The organism is Tenacibaculum retecalamus, from assembly GCF_027941755.1.
Lineage (GTDB): Bacteria > Bacteroidota > Bacteroidia > Flavobacteriales > Flavobacteriaceae > Polaribacter > Polaribacter haliotis_B.
Genome location: NZ_CP115916.1, coordinates 1823077 through 1842695 on the forward strand (window position 1 = coordinate 1823077; position 19619 = coordinate 1842695).

Sequence of the window (19619 nt, forward strand, 5' to 3'; positions counted from 1 at the left end):
TATTAATTACTATTACTTAGCAACATTAACAGCTCTTGTTTCACGAATCACAGTAACTTTTACTTGCCCTGGATACGTCATATCATTCTGTATTTTTTGTGAAATATTAAATGATAATTCCGCTGCTTTCGTGTCATTTACCTTAGCACTTTCTACCATTACTCTTAATTCTCTACCTGCCTGAATAGCATATGCTTTTTGTACACCACTAAATCCGAAGGCGATATCTTCTAAATCTTTTAAACGCTGTATGTAAGAATCTAATACCTGACGACGTGCGCCTGGTCTTGCCCCTGAAATAGCATCACAAACCTGAACAATAGGAGATAATAAACTCTTCATTTCAATCTCGTCGTGGTGAGCTCCAATGGCGTTACAAACATCTGGCTTTTCACCAAACTTCTCTGCCCATTGCATTCCTAATAAAGCATGTGGTAATTCACTTTCTGTTTCTGGCACTTTACCAATATCATGTAGTAAACCAGCACGTTTAGCCGCTTTAGCATTTAAGCCCATTTCTGATGCCATAATACCACAAAGATTTGCTACTTCACGCGAGTGTTGTAATAAATTCTGACCATAAGAAGAACGATATTTCATACGCCCTACTATTTTAATCAATTCAGGATGTAAACCATGAATTCCTAAATCGATAACAGTACGTTTTCCAACTTCTATAATTTCTTGACTAATTTGTTTTTCTGTTTTCTTAACAACTTCTTCAATTCTCGCTGGGTGAATTCTTCCGTCCGTTACTAATTTATGCATTGATAAACGAGCAATTTCTCTACGAACAGGATCAAAACAAGATAAAATAATTGCTTCAGGTGTATCATCAACAATAATTTCTACTCCGGTAGCGGCTTCTAAAGCACGAATATTACGTCCTTCACGACCAATAATTCTACCTTTAACATCGTCAGACTCTAAATTAAAAACAGAAACACAGTTTTCAACAGCTTGCTCAACCCCTACTCTTTGTATCGTATTTAATACAATTTTACGAGCATCTTGTTGCGCTGTCATTTTAGCTTCTTCAACAGCGTTTTGTACAAACGACATTGCATCTGCTTTTGCTTCATCTTTTAACGACGAAACTAATTCTGTTTTCGCATCTTCTGCTGATAAGCCAGAAATTTGCTCTAACATATCTACTTGACGTTTGTGTTGTTTTTCTAAATCTGATTCTTTTTTATCTAAAAAATCTAATTTATAATCAAAATCTGCTTCTTTCTTCTCTACAGATTTGTTTAATTTTTTATTTTTATCTAACTCAGAAGAAACCTGGCTCTCTTTATCTCTTATTCTCTTTTCAACATCAGACATCTTTTTTTCTCTCGAAAAAATAACTTTTTCATGCTCAGATTTTAGTTCGATAAACTTTTCTTTCGCTTGTAATATTTTATCTTTTTTTATTGCATCCGCTTCTACTTTCGCTTCTTTTACAATATTTCTGGCTTGCTTTTTTGTTTCTTGTATTAACTTATTTGCATTAGATTTCTCTAATATTTTAGCAATAATAAATCCTATTACTAATCCTATAATTCCTGCTAATACAGGAAATAATATTCCATCCATAATTTTAATTTGATTGTATAAAAAAAGCCTACATTAATATGGGTTTTATAAACTCCGAAAAAACAGGTTTAGGACTAACTGGCTTATCAAGGATCCGATCTAAAATCGGCTTGCTTTACGAACCAAGACTCATCCTTTCTAAATAAATAGTGTTGAGTTTAACAAACAATGTACTAATGTAGGCAGTATATTAATAATTTATTTTAAAGAACGTTATAAATGTTTATCTAACAAGTTAGCTAATTCATTTATTTTATTTATTACTTCAGTATTTTCTTTAGCACTTTCTAAAGATACTATTTCTGATTTCGATGCAAATTGCAATGCACACATTGCTAATACATCTTGTTTATCAGAAACTGCATAACTTTGTTCAAACTTAGCAATTAAATCATTAATATTTTTTGCTGCACTACGCATCCCTTGCTCTTCATTTGTGTCTTTAACACTCAACGGGTACGTTCTTCCTGCAATTACAACATTAACTTTAATATTTGCCATGTAAAGAACTTTTTATGAATTCAAAAGACTAATGCATTTATCAATCTCTCGAACTAAAGTATTTATTTTGAGCTTTGTTTCTCTTGTATTTTCGTTACTGCCTGCTATAGTTTTAGCAATTTTAAGCAATTTATATTCTTCTTGCCTAGTGATTAATTCTTGCGATTTCTCTTGCAATAAATGTTGTAATTTCCCATTATTTTGAAGCAATATCTGGTTTTCTTCTTTTAAAAATTCATACCTCGAAAGTATGTTTTTTAACTTATCTTCCAGTAAATGAATTGCTTCTAAAGGGGTACTCATTTATTTCTTGAGAATAAAACTATATCTACAAAGTTATTAATATAGATTTTAAATAGCAACTCTTTTTTCGTTTTTTACTAAAACTACTGATTTTAAGCCTTCTAACTATTTGGCTTATTTTTAGTATTTTTGTTTAAAACCGCTATGATTTGAAATATTTTTTTCTCTTATTTTTCTATTCTTTTTTTACACCGGAAATGCTCAAAAGCAATATCCTAAAAACTACTTTTCATCACCTTTAAAAATACCGATTATATTATCGGGTACTTTTGGTGAATTACGAAGCAATCATTTTCATTCTGGAATTGATATAAAAACTCAAGGAAAACAAGGTATCCCTATTTACGCACCTGCAAACGGATATGTTTCTCGTATAAAAGTATCGCAATATGGATTCGGAAAAGCCATGTACATTAAACATCCTAACGGATATACAACTGTATATGCACACCTTAAAGAGTTTGAAGCAAGTATTCAGAAATATGTAAAAAAATTCAATACAAAAAAAAGAACTATCATACAGGTAACGTATTTCCTAAGCAAGAAGAGTTTCCTGTAAAAAAAGGACAAATTATTGGTTACACTGGTGATACTGGTGGATCTGGCGGTGCACATTTACATTATGAAATTAGAAATACCAAAACCGAACATATTATAAATCCGCTACTTTTTGGCATAAACCCTAAAGATGCAACCTCGCCTACACTTCAAAAACTAATTGCGTATCCTTTAAATGAACAGTCAAGAATAAATAATTCGAGTTTAAAATCAATTATTTCATTTAAAAAAACAGGTGTAAATAAGTTTGTAAGTGAACGCATTACCGCTAGTGGTGTTATTGGTTTTGGAGTTAGTGTTTTCGATCGACTAGATGAAGCTTTAAATAAAAACGGAATTTACAGTCTTGAAATGAAAGTAAATGGTAGCAGAGTATATTACCACGATGTTGAAACTTTTTCTTTTGCAGAAAGTAAGTACATTAATTTATTAATTGACTATAAACATTATAAAACGTATAAAAGCAGAATACAAAAAACACATAAAGTAGCTGCAAATCGATTAAATTTATACGAAGATTTAGTAAATAACGGTAAAATTAGTATTGAAAATGGTGCTAGTTATAATGTTGAAATTATTGCGAAAGATTTAAAAAACAATACGACGGCTATTAAAATACCTATTAAAGGTGTAGAAAGTAATTTAGTTTTCAAAGAAAAAGACACTACAAATTATAAAATTATTGCCAAAAATTTTCAAAAATACACGCTTAACAATGTAACTGTTGCATTTCCTAAAAACACGTTTTATAAGGATTGCTTCATTGATTTTTCAATTAATGAAGGCATTGTTAAAATACACAAACCTACTGTACCGCTCGATAAAAGGTATACAATAACTTTTGGTACTTCTTTTTTAAATGACAAACAAAAACAGCAAGTATATATTGCAAATGTTACCAATCCTAAATATCCTAGATATACAAGTACAAAAAAGAAAATAGATAAAGTTTATACAACTACTAAATCCTTAGGAAAATACACCTTACGATACGACACTGTTAAGCCTAACATTAAATTATATAATTTTAAAAACGGACAATGGCTTTCGAAAAACAACACTTTAAAAGTAAAGATTAAAGATAACGAATCTGGCATCAAAAATTACAACGCTTCTATTGATGGAACTTGGATTTTAATGGAATACAACCACAAAAAAGGAATACTTACTTATAATTTTACTGATAAAAAATTGATCGGCAGTAAACATATTTTTAAACTTGTTGTTTCTGATAATGTTGGCAATACCAAAACAATAACTACTACGTTTTTTAAAAAGCAAACCACTTAAATTTTGAAAAAAATATTCCTGCTATTATTATTCCCTTCATTAATTTTCGCTCAAAAAAAAGCCATCGTAAAAGGGGTTATTACCAATAAATTTAATGCTCCTATTGAAGGAGTTGCTATTTCTTATTTATCCAAAGGAAGCACAACAGATGCTAATGGAAATTATAGTTTTACCATACCGATGCGTAAAACAGTTACCGTAACTTTTAGCCATGTTTCTTACAAAACCGTCACCAAAAAATTTACTTCACGAGGAAAAAAAGTATATAACTTCTCCCCTACTTTAAATTTTAAAACACAAGAATTAGCAGAAATTGAAATCAAAAATCAAAAAAAGAAGCACGAGGAATTACAAAAATCAACACAAAAAAAGTTCAGAAAATATTAGGCGCCAACGCAGGTGTAGAAAATATTTTAATGACGCTGCCAGGTGTTAGTAACAATAACGAATTAAGTACACAATATAATGTTCGTGGTGGTAATTTTGACGAAAACTTGGTGTATGTAAACGGCATAGAAGTATATCGTCCGTTTTTAATACGTTCGGGGCAACAAGAAGGCCTAAGTTTTATCAATCCGCAAATGGTGCAAAATATTAATTTTTCCGCAGGCGGATTTCAAGCCAAATATGGCGACAAACTTTCTTCTGTTTTAGATATTACGTATCGTAAACCAACTGAATTTGGTGTGCAACTAGACGTTAGTTTATTAGGCGGAAGTTTTACGATAGAAGACACTTTTTTAAATAACAAGTTAAGTGCCATTGTTGGTGTTCGTTATCGTGATAACAGTTTATTTGTAAACAGTAAGCAGGTAGCTGTAAATTTTAAACCAACTTTTACCGACGTACAATCTTTTTTAACCTACAAAGCAACCGATAAAGTTACTTTCAATTTTTTAAGCAACTTCTCTCTAAACAATTATAATTATCAACCCAAAACAAGAAAAACACGTTTTGGTACGTTGGTAAATCCGTTAGAACTAATTGTTTTTTATCAAGGACAAGAAAAAGATCAATTTAAAACACTTTTTGGTGCTTTTTCTACCGATTATCAAGTAAATGATAATTTAAAAATTACAGGAACCATTTCTTCTTTCAATACTCAAGAAGAAGAGTATTTTGATATTGCCGCTTCTTATAACTTAGGAGAAGTGGATAGTAATATTGGTTCTGAAAATTTTGGCGAAGTTGCTTTTTCACAAGGAATCGGATCGCAAATTAACCATGCTCGTAACGATTTAGATGCCTTAATAAGCAACATTCAACTTAAAGCCACTTTAAAAGATGGTAAAAACGAATGGAAAACAGGCGTAAAATATCAAACAGAAAACATAAAAGACCGCATACGCGAATGGGAAGTGATAGATTCTTTAGGCTTTTCTGTACGTCCGCCAAACCATACTGGTAACAATCAACCTTATGAACCTTTTGCAGGACCAATTGAGGCGTTTAATAACGTTAGAGCGGATAATGATGTAGATATTAATCGTATTTCAGGTTTTTTACAATTCAGTAGAAAAAGTAATTGGGAAAATCATCAAATATGGATGAATATTGGTGTACGCGCTCACAACTGGAGTATAAAAACGGCTAATGAAAGCGCTGAAAATCAATTTATATTTAGCCCTAGAGCTCAGTTTGCTATCAAACCAGATTGGGACAAAGATATGTTGTTTAGAATTTCAGGTGGCTGGTATTCTCAGCCTCCGTTTTATAAAGAGTTAAGAGGTTATGACGGTACTATTAATCCGAAGGTAAAAGCCCAAAAATCAATTCATTTAGTTGCAGGTAATGAGTACAGTTTTACCATGTGGCAACGCCCTTTTAAACTAACAACCGAGTTGTATTATAAAGATTTATCTGATGTAAATTCGTATTCGGTAGATAATGTTCGTATTCGTTATAGAGCAGATAATGTAACTGATGCTTATGCCTACGGATTAGATATTCGTTTAAACGGAGAATTTGTGCCCGGTAATGATAGTTGGGTGAGTTTTGGGTATTTAAAAACCGAAGAAAACATCAATAATCAAGGGTATATTGCCAGGCCAACCGATCAGCGCTTAAAATTCGGAGTTTTATTTCAGGATTACGTGCCTAACATACCCGATTTAAAAGCCTATTTAAATATTGTTTATAATACAGGTCTTCCAGGAGGATCTCCTGCTTATTCAGATGTTTATCAGTATCAAAACAGATTAAATGATTATAAGCGTGCCGATGTAGGAATATCCTATGTGTTTACGGATGTCAATAAAAAACGTTCCACTGGTTTTTTACGTAATTTTAAAGAACTGACAGTTGGTTTAGAACTTTTTAATCTATTTGACATCAGAAATTCGATAACCAATACATGGGTTCGTGATGCCTACAGCAAACAACAATACGGAATTCCGAATTACATGACAGGTAGAGTTTTAAACTTTAAAGTTGGGGTGCAATTTTAAAATTAAAATCAGCAACCCACATAAACCAAACAATTGATTTAAAACAACTTAACACATATTAAACGCATATATTATTAATCATTTTGTATATTTGGTAGTATATGAAAATTGAATCAGCACAAAAAAAAGTTATCTCTGTTAAAAAAACATTGCATAGAAAAAAAGTAGTTTTATTACTTACTTTTTAAATATGATGATGTAATAATTAACCATATTAGGAGCTTAAAAAAATTTACTTGGAGTAAAACTTTAAAAGGATGGGTTAGCCCTTTTGCTGATAAAACATTTTCTGACGTACAACGTCTACTAAGTGATACTACTAATTTTAAAGTAGATGAATCGGTTACTAAAAAGTTATATCACAGAGGTGTAAAAACAGAACGTAAACTTACAAGCGAGAACAAAGAAATAATTCGGAATTATGTAAAGTATTTGCGAGGTAAGCGTTACAGTGAAAGTACGGTGCTTACCTATTTTACTTTTATTGCTGATTTTATTGATTTTAGTCAGCCTGCACCTATCGAATCACTCACCAATAAGAATGTTGAGTTATTTATTGAAGCTGTTTTTATTGCTAGAGACTACAGTATAAGTTCGCAACGACAATTTATAAGTGCTTTAAAATTGTTTGTTGTTTATTATCCTACTTGTAATATTGAATCTCTTACTTTACAAAGACCTAAAACCTCGAGAAAACTACCTTCCGTTTTATCACAACAAGAAGTTGTAACATTATTACAAGTTACCAGAAACTTAAAACATCGCGCTATTTTAGCGATGTTATATTCTTCCGGATTGCGAATTGGAGAATTAACGAAACTCGAGTTAAGACATATTGATGTTGCCAGAAGACAATTATTTGTGCAAAACGGAAAAGGAAGAAAAGACAGATATGTAATTTTAGCAGACAGTTTTTTACCTTTATTGCAGAATTATATTAGCACTTATGTACCGAAGCGTTTTTTTGTAGAAAGCCCAACCGGAACAAAATATTCTGAAAGTAGCATTCGTAAATTCTTACACACCTCTACTCGACTTGCCAAAATAAAAAAACATGTTACTCCGCATACACTAAGACACAGTTATGCTACGCATTTATTAGAAAACGGTATTGGTTTACGTCATATTCAGGAATTATTAGGTCATGCAAAACCAGAAACAACGATGATTTATACACATGTAGCTAAAAAAGATTTATTAGAAATAAAAAGTCCGCTAGATACCATATTATTAAGCCTACAAAAAAACACTTCAGAATCAGAACAATTTTTAAACTCTAGAAAAAATTAAGAAAAATAATATCAATTATTTTTATATATTAGTGGCTCTTAAAAAACATTTTATTGCTATGAAATATTTTTTCAAGAACCGATAAACAAGAACAAAAGTTCCTTTTATCTGGAATTATTTAATAAAAAAGAGGAAGTTATTTCTCTATATAACTAGTTGTAACACATTATGAAAAAAAATTTTGCATTCATATTGATATTTACGATTTGTTTTGGATGTTCTGAATCAAATCCAGGATGGAACAAAGAAATGAATGCGACAATATTTTTTGGTGCAGAGCCTAAAAATGAAAAATTTAAACTGACTTTCAATAAAACGGGCAATTCGTTGAGTTATAAATATGTTAATCAAATTGATTCGTCAAAAACGATAACAATAAGAAAATTAATAGATGCCGACACTCTTTTTTTCGGTATAGACAAATTTCTGAAAACGGACAAAATACCTTTAACAAATTACGAATTTCAAGATTTGGAGTTTGAATTTTATGACACAATAGATTATGCGGATGATTCAACTGGACCGATTTTATTTAATTCAAAATATGGACTGCTTGCAATAAACAATATATATGGATCGACAATCATATTTCTGAACGAAAGAAATGACAGTCTAACTGAAATGATAATCAAAAAATTGAACGAATAAAAAACACAGCACTTGAAATTAAAATTAGGGATATTAATAATGTTTTTTTTAGTCTCATCAATAAATTTTGGTCAAAACCGAGAATTAACGGATGAAGAATATAATAACAGCACTGCAGGAAAAATAACTTTTGTAAATCCTGAAACTTGCGAACAAGTTGACAAATGGATAAAAGCTGATTTTAACAACCAAAATGTGTATTTATTTTTACAGAATGGAATTGAATCTGTAGAATATACAACTGACAAAGAATTTGAAAACACATACGGAATATATTTTTTTGATTTTGGTTGCGTTCAGCCAAGTGAAAAATGTGTCATTGAATATAATACACGTGTTTTTGATTATTTAACGGAAGAATATGGGAAAAAATGGAAAAGAGAAATACGTGATGATGTAATCGGATTTAAAGAGTGGAAAAGAAAAAACAGACGGAAATAAAAACGTGTTACAACACCGTATAAAGTTAATGTGGGTTTTTATTTCTTGCTCCAAGTTTTTGGCTTTTTTACTGTGTCACTTATACTTATTTATCTATTTTTAGGTCGACTAAGATAAAAACACAAAATAAGTATAAGCTTAGTGCTAGGCTGATAATCCTTCGATTATCAACTCCCACACTAACCTTATACAAAAACGTTGTAGCACATAAAAAATAACCGAATTGAATAAACTATTCCCTCTTCCAGCATTTTCAATAGCAGGAATCATAATGACTTTTATTTCAATAATGATTACAATTCCTGAATTTGAGAACAAAGAAATACTCGAAAATGGAAAAACGGTTAATGTATTAATCGAGAAAATTCCTGATTATTGCGAAAAGAAAAGCACCCGTGATATTTTGGTCGTTTTCTTCAAGTTTAAAAGTAAAACCTATACAAGAAATGTAAGTGAAAAATGGTGTGAAAAAATAAGAATAGGAGAAATAATTCAAATGAAATCTAATATGGATGAGAGTGAATTTATCTTTACTTGGGAGAGTGAAAAAAAACAGAATTCAGAAATTGGTAGTGGAATTATATTGAGTATTTTCGGACTATTCCTTATATTCAAGGGGTATTATGACAGGGAAAAAAATACTAGCGAATGATAAAAATTAAACTAAAGTTAATCGATTGAAAAATAACTCGGTAATAAACGGAATAATTCAAATACTGCTATCTCTATATTGGATATGGCACTATGCCATTTTACTATATTATTATAATTTCACAGATCTTTTGTTTGCTTTCATGTACCCTACTTGGACATTAATTTTATTTATTTTAATGGGAGTTTTAGGTATATTTATTGGAGTTTCAGTTTTCATTAGTAAGAAGAAGATTAAAACTGGATATTTTCAAATATTTGAACTTTTAATTCTAGGAATAATAATTGACTTGATTGTACTCGGATAAAAACGTGCTACAACACCGTATAAAGTTAATGTGGGTTTTTATAGTTTGCCCAAAGTTCTGTGTCTTTTTACTATGTCACTTCTACTTATTTGAGTATTTTTAGGTCGACTAAGATAAAAACACAAAATAAGTATAAGCTTAGTGCTAGGCTGATAATCCTTCGATTATCAACTCCCACACTAACCTTATACAAAACCGTTGTAAAAAACGGGGGATTTTCAAACGAAAATCTCCACACAGAATTATATTTCAGGAAAAACTAGGCCTACCAAGCAGTATGTGAAAATTATTCTGGAGAGATTTTTTTTCAAAATCACGACTCTACTTTACCGAGAATTTAAAAGAATATTTATACGCTAAAAATTGTGTGATTTAAAGTCTCTTACGGGAATTTCAAATCGGGAGAGTTTTAATTTGAGAATTGATCAAAATTGAGTTTATCAATAAAATTATTATTTTCAAGAAAAATCATACTCAGATTTTTTAGCTCCTTGCGGAATATTTTTTCTCAGCTTTATGAAAAAGTCATTTAAGAAAATTTTTGTGGTTTAAGCAAAAGTCTGTTCTCAGAAAATTTAATTACTCAGAAAAAAATCAACAATTAAGAATATAGATTTGCGATTTTAAGCTACTTACGGCGATTTTAATACGGAGAGAGATTATTTTCATATCAGAGTTCTATTTGAGAAAAACGCTGTGAGAAAATTGCTTTATAGAAATTTAAAATTATCAAAGTCGAGAATTATGTGATTCTTAAAATAATTGAAAAATCAGCTGTGTGTCCGCATTTTACAACACCGTATAAAGTTAATGTGGGTTTTTATTTCCTTCCCAAAGTTTTAGGCTTTTTTACTGTGTCACTTATACTTATTTATCTATTTTTAGGTCGACTAAGATAAAAACATAAAATAAATATAAGCTTAGTGCTAGGCTGATAATCCTTCGATTATCAACTCCCACACTAACCTTATACAAAACCGTTGTAGCACATTAGAGAAAATGAACGTTTTAGAAGAAAATATAGCGGAATTTAAAACTGACTTTCCAAAAAGTTGGTCTTTTCTTTGGTCGCCTGAAGAAGCCGAAAAAATTTCTGAAGAACATAAAGACCAAATTCACTTTCTGAATAAAGAAGGTACTGAAATCGTAAAAAACTATTTGAACTCTTCCAAAATGTTGGGTTACGGAACTGGAACTGATTGGAGTCCATTTACGAAAGGATATTTCAAAACCGAAAGTAAATTTAGAGTTTACCAAGATTGTGATTCGGAAATAAAAAAATGGTTATATAATCTCGGAATTCCATTTGACAAATATGTCTTTGTGGATTCTGACAGTTCTGGACAATCAATTATGCTAACTTGGAAAATGGTTATTAAATATTGGGAAGGAATGTTTTTCGATACGGATTTAATAATATTTGACGGAAGTCTTAATTGGGGATTATTTTACTATCACGAAAGTCAGCTCTTCTTTGGAAAGGACAACGTATTTGACCGAGAAGCGGAATTTGAAAAAAATCTTGAACAGAATAAATTATTAAACGAAATAAAAAATAGAATAAAATAACGTGCTACAACAACGTATAAAATTAATTGCTTGGTACGAGCCTGCTTACGAAAATCCTCGCGGATTTTCTATTTGGTTTGTACTTGCTAAATTAGTTGCTTAAACAACGCAACTAATCTTATACAAGACCGTTGTAAACAAGCTAAAAACCGAACTAAATTGGAAAGAATTTTACACCCGAATAAGAATACACTTATAATTTTTAGCCTTTTATCATTTGTGATTTTGACTCTTTATGTTTGGAACTTTTCTTTTACTTGGGAATTTGTGTTTAGTGTAGTTTTCTACATTATCTTATTATTAGCAATTCTCTTTATTGGAATTTTTATTTCTGCAAAAATTGACAAAAAAAAGAAATCAAAACTTAAATATTATTTTATCATCTCATTCACTCAACTTCTAATTATTTGGTTACTATCAATTCCTATTAGAAATTGGCAAATTGAATATTCCAAAGAAAATGGAATGAATATAGTTGAGCTTGTAGAAGAATATAAAATGAATTACGGAAATTATCCAAAATCACTATCTGAAATTGAGCAGAAAATGAAATCTGAAATTCCGAAATGGACGGCTTTAGGAACAAAATACTCATACGAATTATTTATAAACGGAAATTATAGCATCGGATTTAAATCTTATTATGGATATGATTTACATTATGAAAATCTGAATAAAGAATGGATAGCAACTGATTAAAGCCAGTTTACAACACCGTGTATAATTAATGGCTAGTTCTCGCCTGTTTACGAAAATCCTCGCGGATTTTCTATTCGGTTTTTATTTGCTAAATTAGTTACTTAAACACGCCACTAATCATACACAAACACGTTAGGTGCAAGCTGAAAAAAAATCGCTGCATTCAATAACTTAACGCAACAAATCTAAAATTATAGATTTGTAAAATGACAGTAAAAAAACACAGAAGACTTAGCCTTAAAGAAAGAGTGATTATTCAGACACTTTTAAACGAAAAAAAGACCAAAGCTTATATTGCTAAAACTCTTAGTAGAACACCTTCTACAATTTCTAGAGAAATCAACAAATGGGTACAAAATAAAGAAGATAATTACGATGCAGAATTAGCACATTGGAACGCTAAAGATGATTACGCTAACAAAAGAAATCGTGATAAAATAAGCACATATTCTCTATTAAGATTTTTTGTCTATAAAGGACTTTTATCTAATTGGACTCCTGAACAAATTTCTGGTAGACTTAAAGAATTGCATCCCAATGATCCTATTATGTCCATTTCTCACGAAGCAATATATAGATACATTTACACTAGACCACAGGCCAGTTTAAACAAAAAACTAATCAAGCTGCTTGTTCGCAAAAAAACAAGACGAATACCTTCTAAAAAAAGACGTGGAAAAGGAAGTGTAATAGTTAATCAAGTCAGTATTGACAATAGACCAAAGCATATTGAACTTAGACATGAAGTTGGACATTGGGAAGGCGATTTAGTAATTGGAAAAGACAATAAAAGTGCTATAGGAACCATCGTAGAACGGAAAACAAGGTTCACTTTAATATTAAAATTAAACTCCAAAAAAGCAGATGAAGTTGCTGATGTATTTTCTAAAATGTTAAATCAATTAAACGCTAAATTTAAAAAATCTATGACTTACGACAACGGAATTGAAATGGCTAGACACCAAAAAATTACTGAAAAAACAGGTATGAAAATTTACTTTGCTCACCCATATTCTTCTTGGGAAAGAGGCACTAACGAAAATACGAATGGACTCATTAGAAGATACCTTCCTAAAGGAACAAACTTTAATGAAATAAGCGAAAATCAGCTGCAAATTATTCAGCAAAAACTAAACAATAGACCTCGAAAAATTATTGGTTATAAAACACCCCAAGAAATGATCAATATTGAGCTAAAAAACGTAGCTTAGTAACATCAAAAATTAATAACGATCTGTTGCGTTACAACGTTGAATCCAAGAAATGAAAGCCAAAATAAAATACCTGAAATCATTTCTAAAGTCGGAATGGTATTTTAAAGATTATCCATTGGAAAAGTGGAAAAATCCGAGTGCGGAACAAAAGGATTTGGAATATGGAGCAAAATTCACAAATTGGTGGAGTTTAGTTGCTCACGGAGAGACGGAAAATCAAGCTATTGAAAACTTAAAAACTCATCTTACGGATTTTAAAAAGAATAATTCTAAAATACCAAGACCAGGAGCAAATGTTCCTTTAGAATATACCGAAAGTGACCGAATTGAAAAAAATGAACATATTGCAATCGAATTTTTTGACAAAATAATTAAAATTAATTTCTACGATTGTTTTATTTCCGACTTGAGTTCATTACACGATTTCGATTTAGCAGATGAAGAAACTTTAAAGAAAATTGAATCGGAATTTGGAATAATACCAAAAGACAAAGATTATTTCTTATCTGACATTTTTGAACAAATAAACGAAAAAGCCAGTGGCTAACACCGTGCATAATTAATTGCTTAATAAGTTTTTCCTTCGGAAAAACCTCGCAGACTTCAAAGGCTTGTAATTATTAACTATTTATTCGCTAAATTCACGCAAACAAATCATGCACAAACACGTTGTAGCTAATAATAAACTCGAATAAATTTTCTTAAATGTAATATATTTATTACTTTTGCAGTAACATACTTACCCCGCTTCTCGTTAGATCAGCGCGCTTAGGGTAAGTTTTTTTTTACCTTATATTTAATGAGACGAACTCCTTACGACAAACCTTCTCTTTCATATCAACAACAAATTGATTTATTGCGTCAAAGAGGAATGGAGATTAATAATCCTGAAAAAACGCTACATCTTTTATCTCATCTTAGCTACTATAGACTTTCTGGTTACTGGCACACACTACTAAAAGAGCCTAAATCTGAACACAAATTCAAAGAATCAACTACATTTGAACAAGCTTTTAAATTATATTGTTTTGATAGAGAATTAAGGTTACTCTTAACTAATCAAATTGAAAAAATTGAAGTTTCTATTAGAGCTATTTTAACTTATCAATCCTCTATAGAATTTGGCACATTTTGGCTTAGTGATTCAAATAATTTTAATTCCAGTGTAAATAGACGAACAGGAAATAAAAGATATAATGAAACTATTGATAGAATAAGAGGAGAAATTAATCGAAGTAAAGAAAATTTCGTTACAGATTACAAAGAAAAATATATAGAGACTTTACCACCGAGTTGGATTACTCTAGAAGTTTGTTCTTTTGGTAATCTATCAACAATATATAGTTTACTTAAGAATGGACATATAAAAAGGAAAATTGCACAAGAGTTTAAACTCCCTGATAGTGTTTTTCAAACATGGCTTCATTCTTTAGTGTATGTTAGAAATATTTGCGCGCATCATAGTAGATTATGGAATAAAAGTTTAAAGATTCAACCTATATCTCCTAGAAGACCTAGAGAACCCTGGATTCAGAATTTTAACACTATTGACACTAGAACAGGAGATAAAGTAGATGTAAAAGATAAAGTTTATTATACTATTTCTATGATTCAATATTTATTGAATACCATAAACCCAAATAATACATTTAAAGAAAAATTAAGTGCACTATTTGAAAAGTATCCTACAATAGACAAAAAAGCCATGGGATATACAGATACTTGGAATGAAGAACCTTTGTGGAAATAAAAATTACTAGCTACAACACCGTATAAAGTTAATGTGGGTTTTTATTTCTTTCCCAAAGTTTTAGGCTTATTTACTGTGTCACTTATACTTATTTAAGTATTTTTAGGTCGACAAGATAAAAACATAAAATAAGTATAAGCTTAGTGCTAGGCTGATAATTCTTCGATTATCAACTCCCACACTAACCTTATACAAAACCGTTGGCAACAAACAGAAAAAATGTAAAATCCTGAAATAGGTTGACTAAAAATTAAACACTTTTAGTTAAACTATGGACACACAACAAAAACAACCCTGCCGAAAAAAGAACTACAATAAAGTAGGTTTCGAACTCAAACTTTTCATCATTGATCAAATTCATAATGGTAGAATATCCGTCAATTATGCTGCTAAGAAATACGATATTTCTAGACCAACTATTCAGTACTGGATTAAAAAATATAGTACTTTAGAACAAAAGAAATTAGGCATGAGTAAACAAGATGAAATCAAAAGACTTAAAGAAAAAATTGAGGAACTAGAATTTGTTAAAGACTTCCAACAAGATGTGATTGCAGACATGGAACTTATTACAGGAGTCGATATGTCAAAAAATGTATTGCCCAAAACATTAGCAGACGAGATTCAGAAAAAGAAGACAGACCGTTTAAAAGAAAATGGTTAATACAATGTTTTGGGATTAGTAAACAAGCTTTCTATAAACGCTTGAAATCTCATCAAATAAAACAAAATAACGAGCTTATTTTAATTCAAATGGTAAAGCAATGTCGTAACCAGATTGGACAGCGGTTAGGCGCTAAAAAACTATATCATCAACTTAAAAAAGATATCAAAAAACAAGGCATTAAAATGGGAAGAGATAAATTCTATGCATTCCTTAAAGTCAATAGATTACTGATTCCCAGAACAAAAAGGTTCCATATAACAACCAATTCTAATCATCATTTTTATAAATACAAAAACCTGGTAACCAATAAAGTTCCAACAAGAGCTGAACAACTTTGGGTAACAGATATTACTTATATAAAAACTCAAAAAGGACATAGTTATTTAGCTTTAGTTACAGATGCATATTCTAAACAAATAATGGGCTACAAATTGGATTCACATATGAGAACATCACTTTGTATAGATGCCTTAGACGTGGCGCTAAAAAACCGTAAATACCCGAATCAAAAACTGATTCATCATTCAGATAGAGGCATACAATATTGCAATCCAACCTATACCCTATTTGCCGAATCAAACGGTTTAACAATAAGTATGACCGAGAAATATGACCCTTATGAAAATGCAATTGCTGAGAGAATTAATAGAACTTTAAAATATGAATACGGTTTAAAACTTACAATTAAAAACACTAAATTAGCACAGAAGATTACAAAAAGAGCTATTAATATCTATAACAATATCAGACCACATTTGAGTCTCGATTTACATACTCCTAAACAGGTGCATCTAAATCAAAATATAGAATACAAATCGTATCGAAAAAATAAAAACAAACTGGAATTATTAACCTTATAAAAATCAAAAAAAAGGTCAACCTATTTCAGGACAATACAAAATGAATAGAATAATCCTTGAAAGCACTTTTACTTTTATTCAAAAATTCATGATAATATTTATTCCTAGTTTTATTATCCTTAGTTTTCTCGAAAAAAGAAACTTCCAAATAGACTTAATTTTGGACGGACTGAATTTAATATTTTTATTGCTAACGGTAATTTTTAGTCGCTTTAAAACTGGATTGAATATAGAAAAAGGAATTATCTATAAAGGATTTTACTTTGCTCAAAAATTGATAATTAACACAACGAAATTTAATGCGAGTAATTTGACTGTTAATATTTCTAAACGACTGAATATTCAGCGAATATCATTCTCAGTTTTAGACGGAGTAAAAACTGGACTAAAATCAGAAATTTATGTTGTAAAGCTGAATAATAAATTCTTATTATCTCTTAAATCTAAAAAAATGACGAACGAGCTGAGGTAATTTTTACAGTCTAATATGAATATTAAACTTAGTTCCAAAATTTAAAAAAATGTATAAAAAGAAAACATTGGATCTCGAAATGTGTTCAAAATATTTCGAATTCCTAAATGAGGAATGTGATAAATATCTTTCTAACGGTTCAATATCCGAGGATGAATTATTGAGAATACAAAGTGAACTAAAAAGAATTAAATCATTAGTTCAATTATCAAATCTTAGACCTGAGATAAAAGGTCAAATAGAAAAAATTAGCTTAAAATATAAAATCTCAACTAAATCAAAATTTATTAAAATAATTAACATGATAATTACAAGTCGACTAGAGTCAGATTATCATTCTAAAAAAATGAAAGAAAGTATCATTGATTTTAAGTCTCAAATACTAGAAACTATCTTCAATTTAAAAATGAGAGATTAATAATAAAAAACAGAACTAGATTAATGTCAGTTGCCAACACCGTATAAAGTTAATGTGGGTTTTTATTTCTTTCCCAAAGTTTTAGGCTTATTTACTGTGTCACTTATACTTATTTAAGTATTTTTAGGTCGACTAAGATAAAAACACAAAATAAGTATAAGCTTAATGCTAGGCTGATAATCATTCGATTATCAACTCCCACACTAACCTTATACAAAACCGTTACCACACATTAGATGAAAACCGAGAGAAATTGGAATAAAGCGAAATGGATTTTTAAACCTGATGGTAGTTTAAAAGATATTTATGTACAAGATGTTGACTCTTCGGATTGGAAAAAACTGATTGAATTTCTGAATACGGAATACAATTTAATATTTGGAATTGACGAAAAGAACGGAACAAACCGAATTGATTTTGATTACGTCCAAAAAATGTGGAATGACGAAACTGGAAAATTAGAAACGAAATCTCTGACAATCGATTTGAACGGAGTCATAGTCAAAAGTTATTTCTTTTGTCCAGAACAAATTGAATTTGATATAAAACCAGCTGAAATAAAATCGGAATCGGAACTGAATTCGATTTTGGATTTTATGCAATCAATAAGTAAATCACTAAAAAAACAATCAACTTTAACAGATGAAAATAATGCTGAATTTCCGCTGATAAAAGTTGATTATGAAAACGGAATTGAAAAGGTATTGACCGAAAATGAAATGATGGCGATTTCGAAAAAAGCAGGAATTTATAAAAATTGGATTTCGAGAATTAAAGATTCGATTTTCTCAAAACCAATTACGAATGAAGAATTGGAATATATGGCAATGGAAAGTGCTTGCAAGCCATTTGAACCTGTTTCGAAAGAACAAAACGTGTGGTAACACCGTGTATAATTAATGGCTGGTTCTCGCCTACTTACGAAAATCCTTGCGGATTTTCTATTCGGTTTTTATTTGCTAAATTAGTTGCTTAAACACGCCACTAATCATACACAAACACGTTAGCCACAACCTAAAAAAAAAATCCGTTTGAAAGAAAATACAGCAGAATATTACGTTTATGTTTACATTGACCCAAGAAATTTTGAGGAATTTTATTACGGAAAAGGAAAAGCGAATAGAAAAGATGCACATCTAAAAGACAACTCAGATTCTGAAAAATCTAAAAGAATTAAAGCTATTCAAAAAGCAGGTTTAAGTCCAATAATTAAAGTAATTGCAAAAGAACTGACCGAAAGACAAGCATTTTTAATAGAAAAAACTTTAATCTGGAAATTAGGGAAAAATTTGACAAATCAATCTTCGGGGCATTTTGCAGAAAAATTTAGACCTCATGATACAATGCATCTTGACTTAGCTCATTTCGACTTTAAAAATGGACTTTATTATGTTAATGTTGGAGAGTGTGAATTTAGAAATTGGGACGATTGTAAGAAATATGGTTTTTTATCAGCTGGACAACATAAAAAATATAGTGACCCTATTAGGTCATTAGTAAAAGGAGATATAGTTGTAGCTTATCTCAAAGGAAATGGTTATGTTGGGATTGGTCGAGTAAAAGAACAAGCAGTAAGAGTTAATGATTTTAAAATTAAAGGTAAGTTATTAAATACACATGATTTAAAAGAAATTGGGATTTATAATAATTGTGACAATGACAGCTCTGAATTTCCAATAAGAATTGAATGGCTAAAAAGTGTTAATAGAGAAAATGCAAAATGGAAATCTAAAGATGGGATTTTTTCTTCTCAATTAATTAAAGCTTCTTTACAAGCACAGCCGAGAACTATTAAATTTTTAGAAGAAGAATTTGACATAAATTTTAACGAAATAATGTTAGCGGAATAAGAAAAAGGCAGTTGCTAACACTGTATATAATTTATTACTAGTGCTAGCCTACTTACGAAAATCCTTAGCGGATTTTCTATTCCGTTTTTATTTACTAAATTAATT

General features: G+C 30.2%; 21 protein-coding genes and 1 other RNA gene. 18 read left to right on the forward strand and 4 right to left on the reverse strand.

The window, feature by feature from the left end; translation table 11 throughout:
* Nucleotides 1–12: 12 nt before the first annotated feature.
* The 4 genes from rny to PG912_RS08605 all read right to left on the reverse strand — a co-directional run bounded on the left by rny (nt 13) and on the right by PG912_RS08605 (nt 2382).
* A complete protein-coding gene (gene rny, locus PG912_RS08590; protein WP_275687209.1) occupies nt 13–1578 on the reverse strand; it encodes a ribonuclease Y in 1566 nt (521 codons plus the stop codon).
* Nucleotides 1579–1627: 49 nt separating this feature from the next.
* A non-coding RNA gene (ssrS, locus tag PG912_RS08595) (6S RNA) lies at nt 1628–1736 on the reverse strand.
* 55 nt (nt 1737–1791) lie between these two features.
* Nucleotides 1792–2079, reverse strand: coding sequence for a cell division protein ZapA (locus PG912_RS08600; protein ID WP_260585380.1), 288 nt, complete (start codon nt 2077–2079; stop codon nt 1792–1794).
* A gap of 12 nt (nt 2080–2091) precedes the next feature.
* Nucleotides 2092–2382 (reverse strand): hypothetical protein, encoded by a 291-nt coding sequence (locus PG912_RS08605; RefSeq protein ID WP_275687210.1) that lies wholly within the window; start codon nt 2380–2382, stop codon nt 2092–2094.
* Between the two features lie 340 nt (nt 2383–2722).
* On the opposite strand from PG912_RS08605, the gene PG912_RS08610 reads away from it, so the two are divergent.
* The 18 genes from PG912_RS08610 to PG912_RS08690 all read left to right on the forward strand — a co-directional run bounded on the left by PG912_RS08610 (nt 2723) and on the right by PG912_RS08690 (nt 19514).
* Complete coding sequence (locus PG912_RS08610) at nt 2723–2941, forward strand: M23 family metallopeptidase (RefSeq protein WP_275689032.1); 219 nt, start codon at nt 2723–2725, stop codon at nt 2939–2941.
* A gap of 350 nt (nt 2942–3291) precedes the next feature.
* Entirely contained in the window at nt 3292–4230 is a 939-nt protein-coding gene (locus tag PG912_RS08615) for a hypothetical protein (RefSeq protein WP_275687211.1), read from the forward strand.
* Nucleotides 4231–4233: 3 nt separating this feature from the next.
* Nucleotides 4234–4617 (forward strand): carboxypeptidase-like regulatory domain-containing protein, encoded by a 384-nt coding sequence (locus tag PG912_RS13695; RefSeq protein WP_333780645.1) that lies wholly within the window; start codon nt 4234–4236, stop codon nt 4615–4617.
* Nucleotides 4611–6677 (forward strand): TonB-dependent receptor plug domain-containing protein, encoded by a 2067-nt coding sequence (locus PG912_RS08620; RefSeq protein ID WP_333780704.1) that lies wholly within the window; start codon nt 4611–4613, stop codon nt 6675–6677. Before PG912_RS13695 ends, PG912_RS08620 begins: the two co-directional genes overlap by 7 nt.
* 462 nt (nt 6678–7139) lie before the next feature.
* Nucleotides 7140–7967: a tyrosine-type recombinase/integrase gene (locus PG912_RS08625; protein WP_408648387.1), complete on the forward strand. Its 828-nt coding sequence runs from the start codon at nt 7140–7142 to the stop codon at nt 7965–7967.
* Nucleotides 7968–8135: 168 nt separating this feature from the next.
* The gene (locus PG912_RS08630) at nt 8136–8615 is read left to right on the forward strand and encodes a hypothetical protein (RefSeq protein ID WP_275687213.1); all 480 of its coding nucleotides are present in this window, start codon (nt 8136–8138) and stop codon (nt 8613–8615) included.
* 12 nt (nt 8616–8627) lie between these two features.
* Nucleotides 8628–9056: an FEKKY domain-containing protein gene (locus PG912_RS08635; protein WP_275687214.1), complete on the forward strand. Its 429-nt coding sequence runs from the start codon at nt 8628–8630 to the stop codon at nt 9054–9056.
* 223 nt (nt 9057–9279) lie between these two features.
* Nucleotides 9280–9708, forward strand: a complete 429-nt coding sequence (locus tag PG912_RS08640) for a hypothetical protein (RefSeq protein ID WP_275687215.1) — start codon at nt 9280–9282, stop codon at nt 9706–9708.
* 1306 nt (nt 9709–11014) lie between these two features.
* On the forward strand, nt 11015–11584 hold the full coding sequence (locus tag PG912_RS08645; protein WP_275687216.1) for a hypothetical protein: 570 nt from the start codon (nt 11015–11017) through the stop codon (nt 11582–11584).
* A gap of 159 nt (nt 11585–11743) precedes the next feature.
* Nucleotides 11744–12283, forward strand: a complete 540-nt coding sequence (locus tag PG912_RS08650) for a hypothetical protein (protein ID WP_275687217.1) — start codon at nt 11744–11746, stop codon at nt 12281–12283.
* A gap of 206 nt (nt 12284–12489) precedes the next feature.
* A complete protein-coding gene (locus PG912_RS08655) occupies nt 12490–13494 on the forward strand; it encodes an IS30 family transposase (RefSeq protein ID WP_275687218.1) in 1005 nt (334 codons plus the stop codon).
* Nucleotides 13495–13546: 52 nt separating this feature from the next.
* Entirely contained in the window at nt 13547–14044 is a 498-nt protein-coding gene (locus PG912_RS08660) for a hypothetical protein (protein ID WP_275687219.1), read from the forward strand.
* 252 nt (nt 14045–14296) lie between these two features.
* Nucleotides 14297–15247 carry an Abi family protein gene (locus PG912_RS08665; protein ID WP_275687220.1) on the forward strand — a complete coding sequence of 317 codons (951 nt, stop codon included), beginning with the start codon at nt 14297–14299 and terminating at the stop codon, nt 15245–15247.
* Between the two features lie 271 nt (nt 15248–15518).
* A complete protein-coding gene (locus tag PG912_RS08670) occupies nt 15519–15911 on the forward strand; it encodes a transposase (RefSeq protein WP_275687221.1) in 393 nt (130 codons plus the stop codon).
* A gap of 14 nt (nt 15912–15925) precedes the next feature.
* Entirely contained in the window at nt 15926–16774 is an 849-nt protein-coding gene (locus PG912_RS08675) for an IS3 family transposase (RefSeq protein WP_275689033.1), read from the forward strand.
* Between the two features lie 223 nt (nt 16775–16997).
* The gene (locus PG912_RS08680) at nt 16998–17246 is read left to right on the forward strand and encodes a hypothetical protein (protein WP_275687222.1); all 249 of its coding nucleotides are present in this window, start codon (nt 16998–17000) and stop codon (nt 17244–17246) included.
* A 654-nt stretch (nt 17247–17900) separates the two neighbouring features.
* Nucleotides 17901–18548 (forward strand): hypothetical protein, encoded by a 648-nt coding sequence (locus PG912_RS08685; RefSeq protein WP_275687223.1) that lies wholly within the window; start codon nt 17901–17903, stop codon nt 18546–18548.
* A 147-nt stretch (nt 18549–18695) separates the two neighbouring features.
* Entirely contained in the window at nt 18696–19514 is an 819-nt protein-coding gene (locus PG912_RS08690; protein ID WP_275687224.1) for a GIY-YIG nuclease family protein, read from the forward strand.
* Nucleotides 19515–19619: the final 105 nt, after the last annotated feature.

What these genes read in the sequence shown, in the direction of transcription:
- rny (WP_275687209.1), bottom strand. Translation starts at nt 1,578, where the DNA reads ATGGATGGAATATTATTTCCTGTATTAGCAGGAATTATAGGATTAGTA.
- PG912_RS08600 (WP_260585380.1), bottom strand. Translation starts at nt 2,079, where the DNA reads ATGGCAAATATTAAAGTTAATGTTGTAATTGCAGGAAGAACGTACCCG.
- PG912_RS08605 (WP_275687210.1), bottom strand. Translation starts at nt 2,382, where the DNA reads ATGAGTACCCCTTTAGAAGCAATTCATTTACTGGAAGATAAGTTAAAA.
- PG912_RS08615 (WP_275687211.1), top strand. Translation starts at nt 3,292, where the DNA reads ATGAAAGTAAATGGTAGCAGAGTATATTACCACGATGTTGAAACTTTT.
- PG912_RS08630 (WP_275687213.1), top strand. Translation starts at nt 8,136, where the DNA reads ATGAAAAAAAATTTTGCATTCATATTGATATTTACGATTTGTTTTGGA.
- PG912_RS08645 (WP_275687216.1), top strand. Translation starts at nt 11,015, where the DNA reads ATGAACGTTTTAGAAGAAAATATAGCGGAATTTAAAACTGACTTTCCA.
- PG912_RS08655 (WP_275687218.1), top strand. Translation starts at nt 12,490, where the DNA reads ATGACAGTAAAAAAACACAGAAGACTTAGCCTTAAAGAAAGAGTGATT.
- PG912_RS08660 (WP_275687219.1), top strand. Translation starts at nt 13,547, where the DNA reads ATGAAAGCCAAAATAAAATACCTGAAATCATTTCTAAAGTCGGAATGG.
- PG912_RS08665 (WP_275687220.1), top strand. Translation starts at nt 14,297, where the DNA reads ATGAGACGAACTCCTTACGACAAACCTTCTCTTTCATATCAACAACAA.
- PG912_RS08670 (WP_275687221.1), top strand. Translation starts at nt 15,519, where the DNA reads ATGGACACACAACAAAAACAACCCTGCCGAAAAAAGAACTACAATAAA.
- PG912_RS08685 (WP_275687223.1), top strand. Translation starts at nt 17,901, where the DNA reads ATGAAAACCGAGAGAAATTGGAATAAAGCGAAATGGATTTTTAAACCT.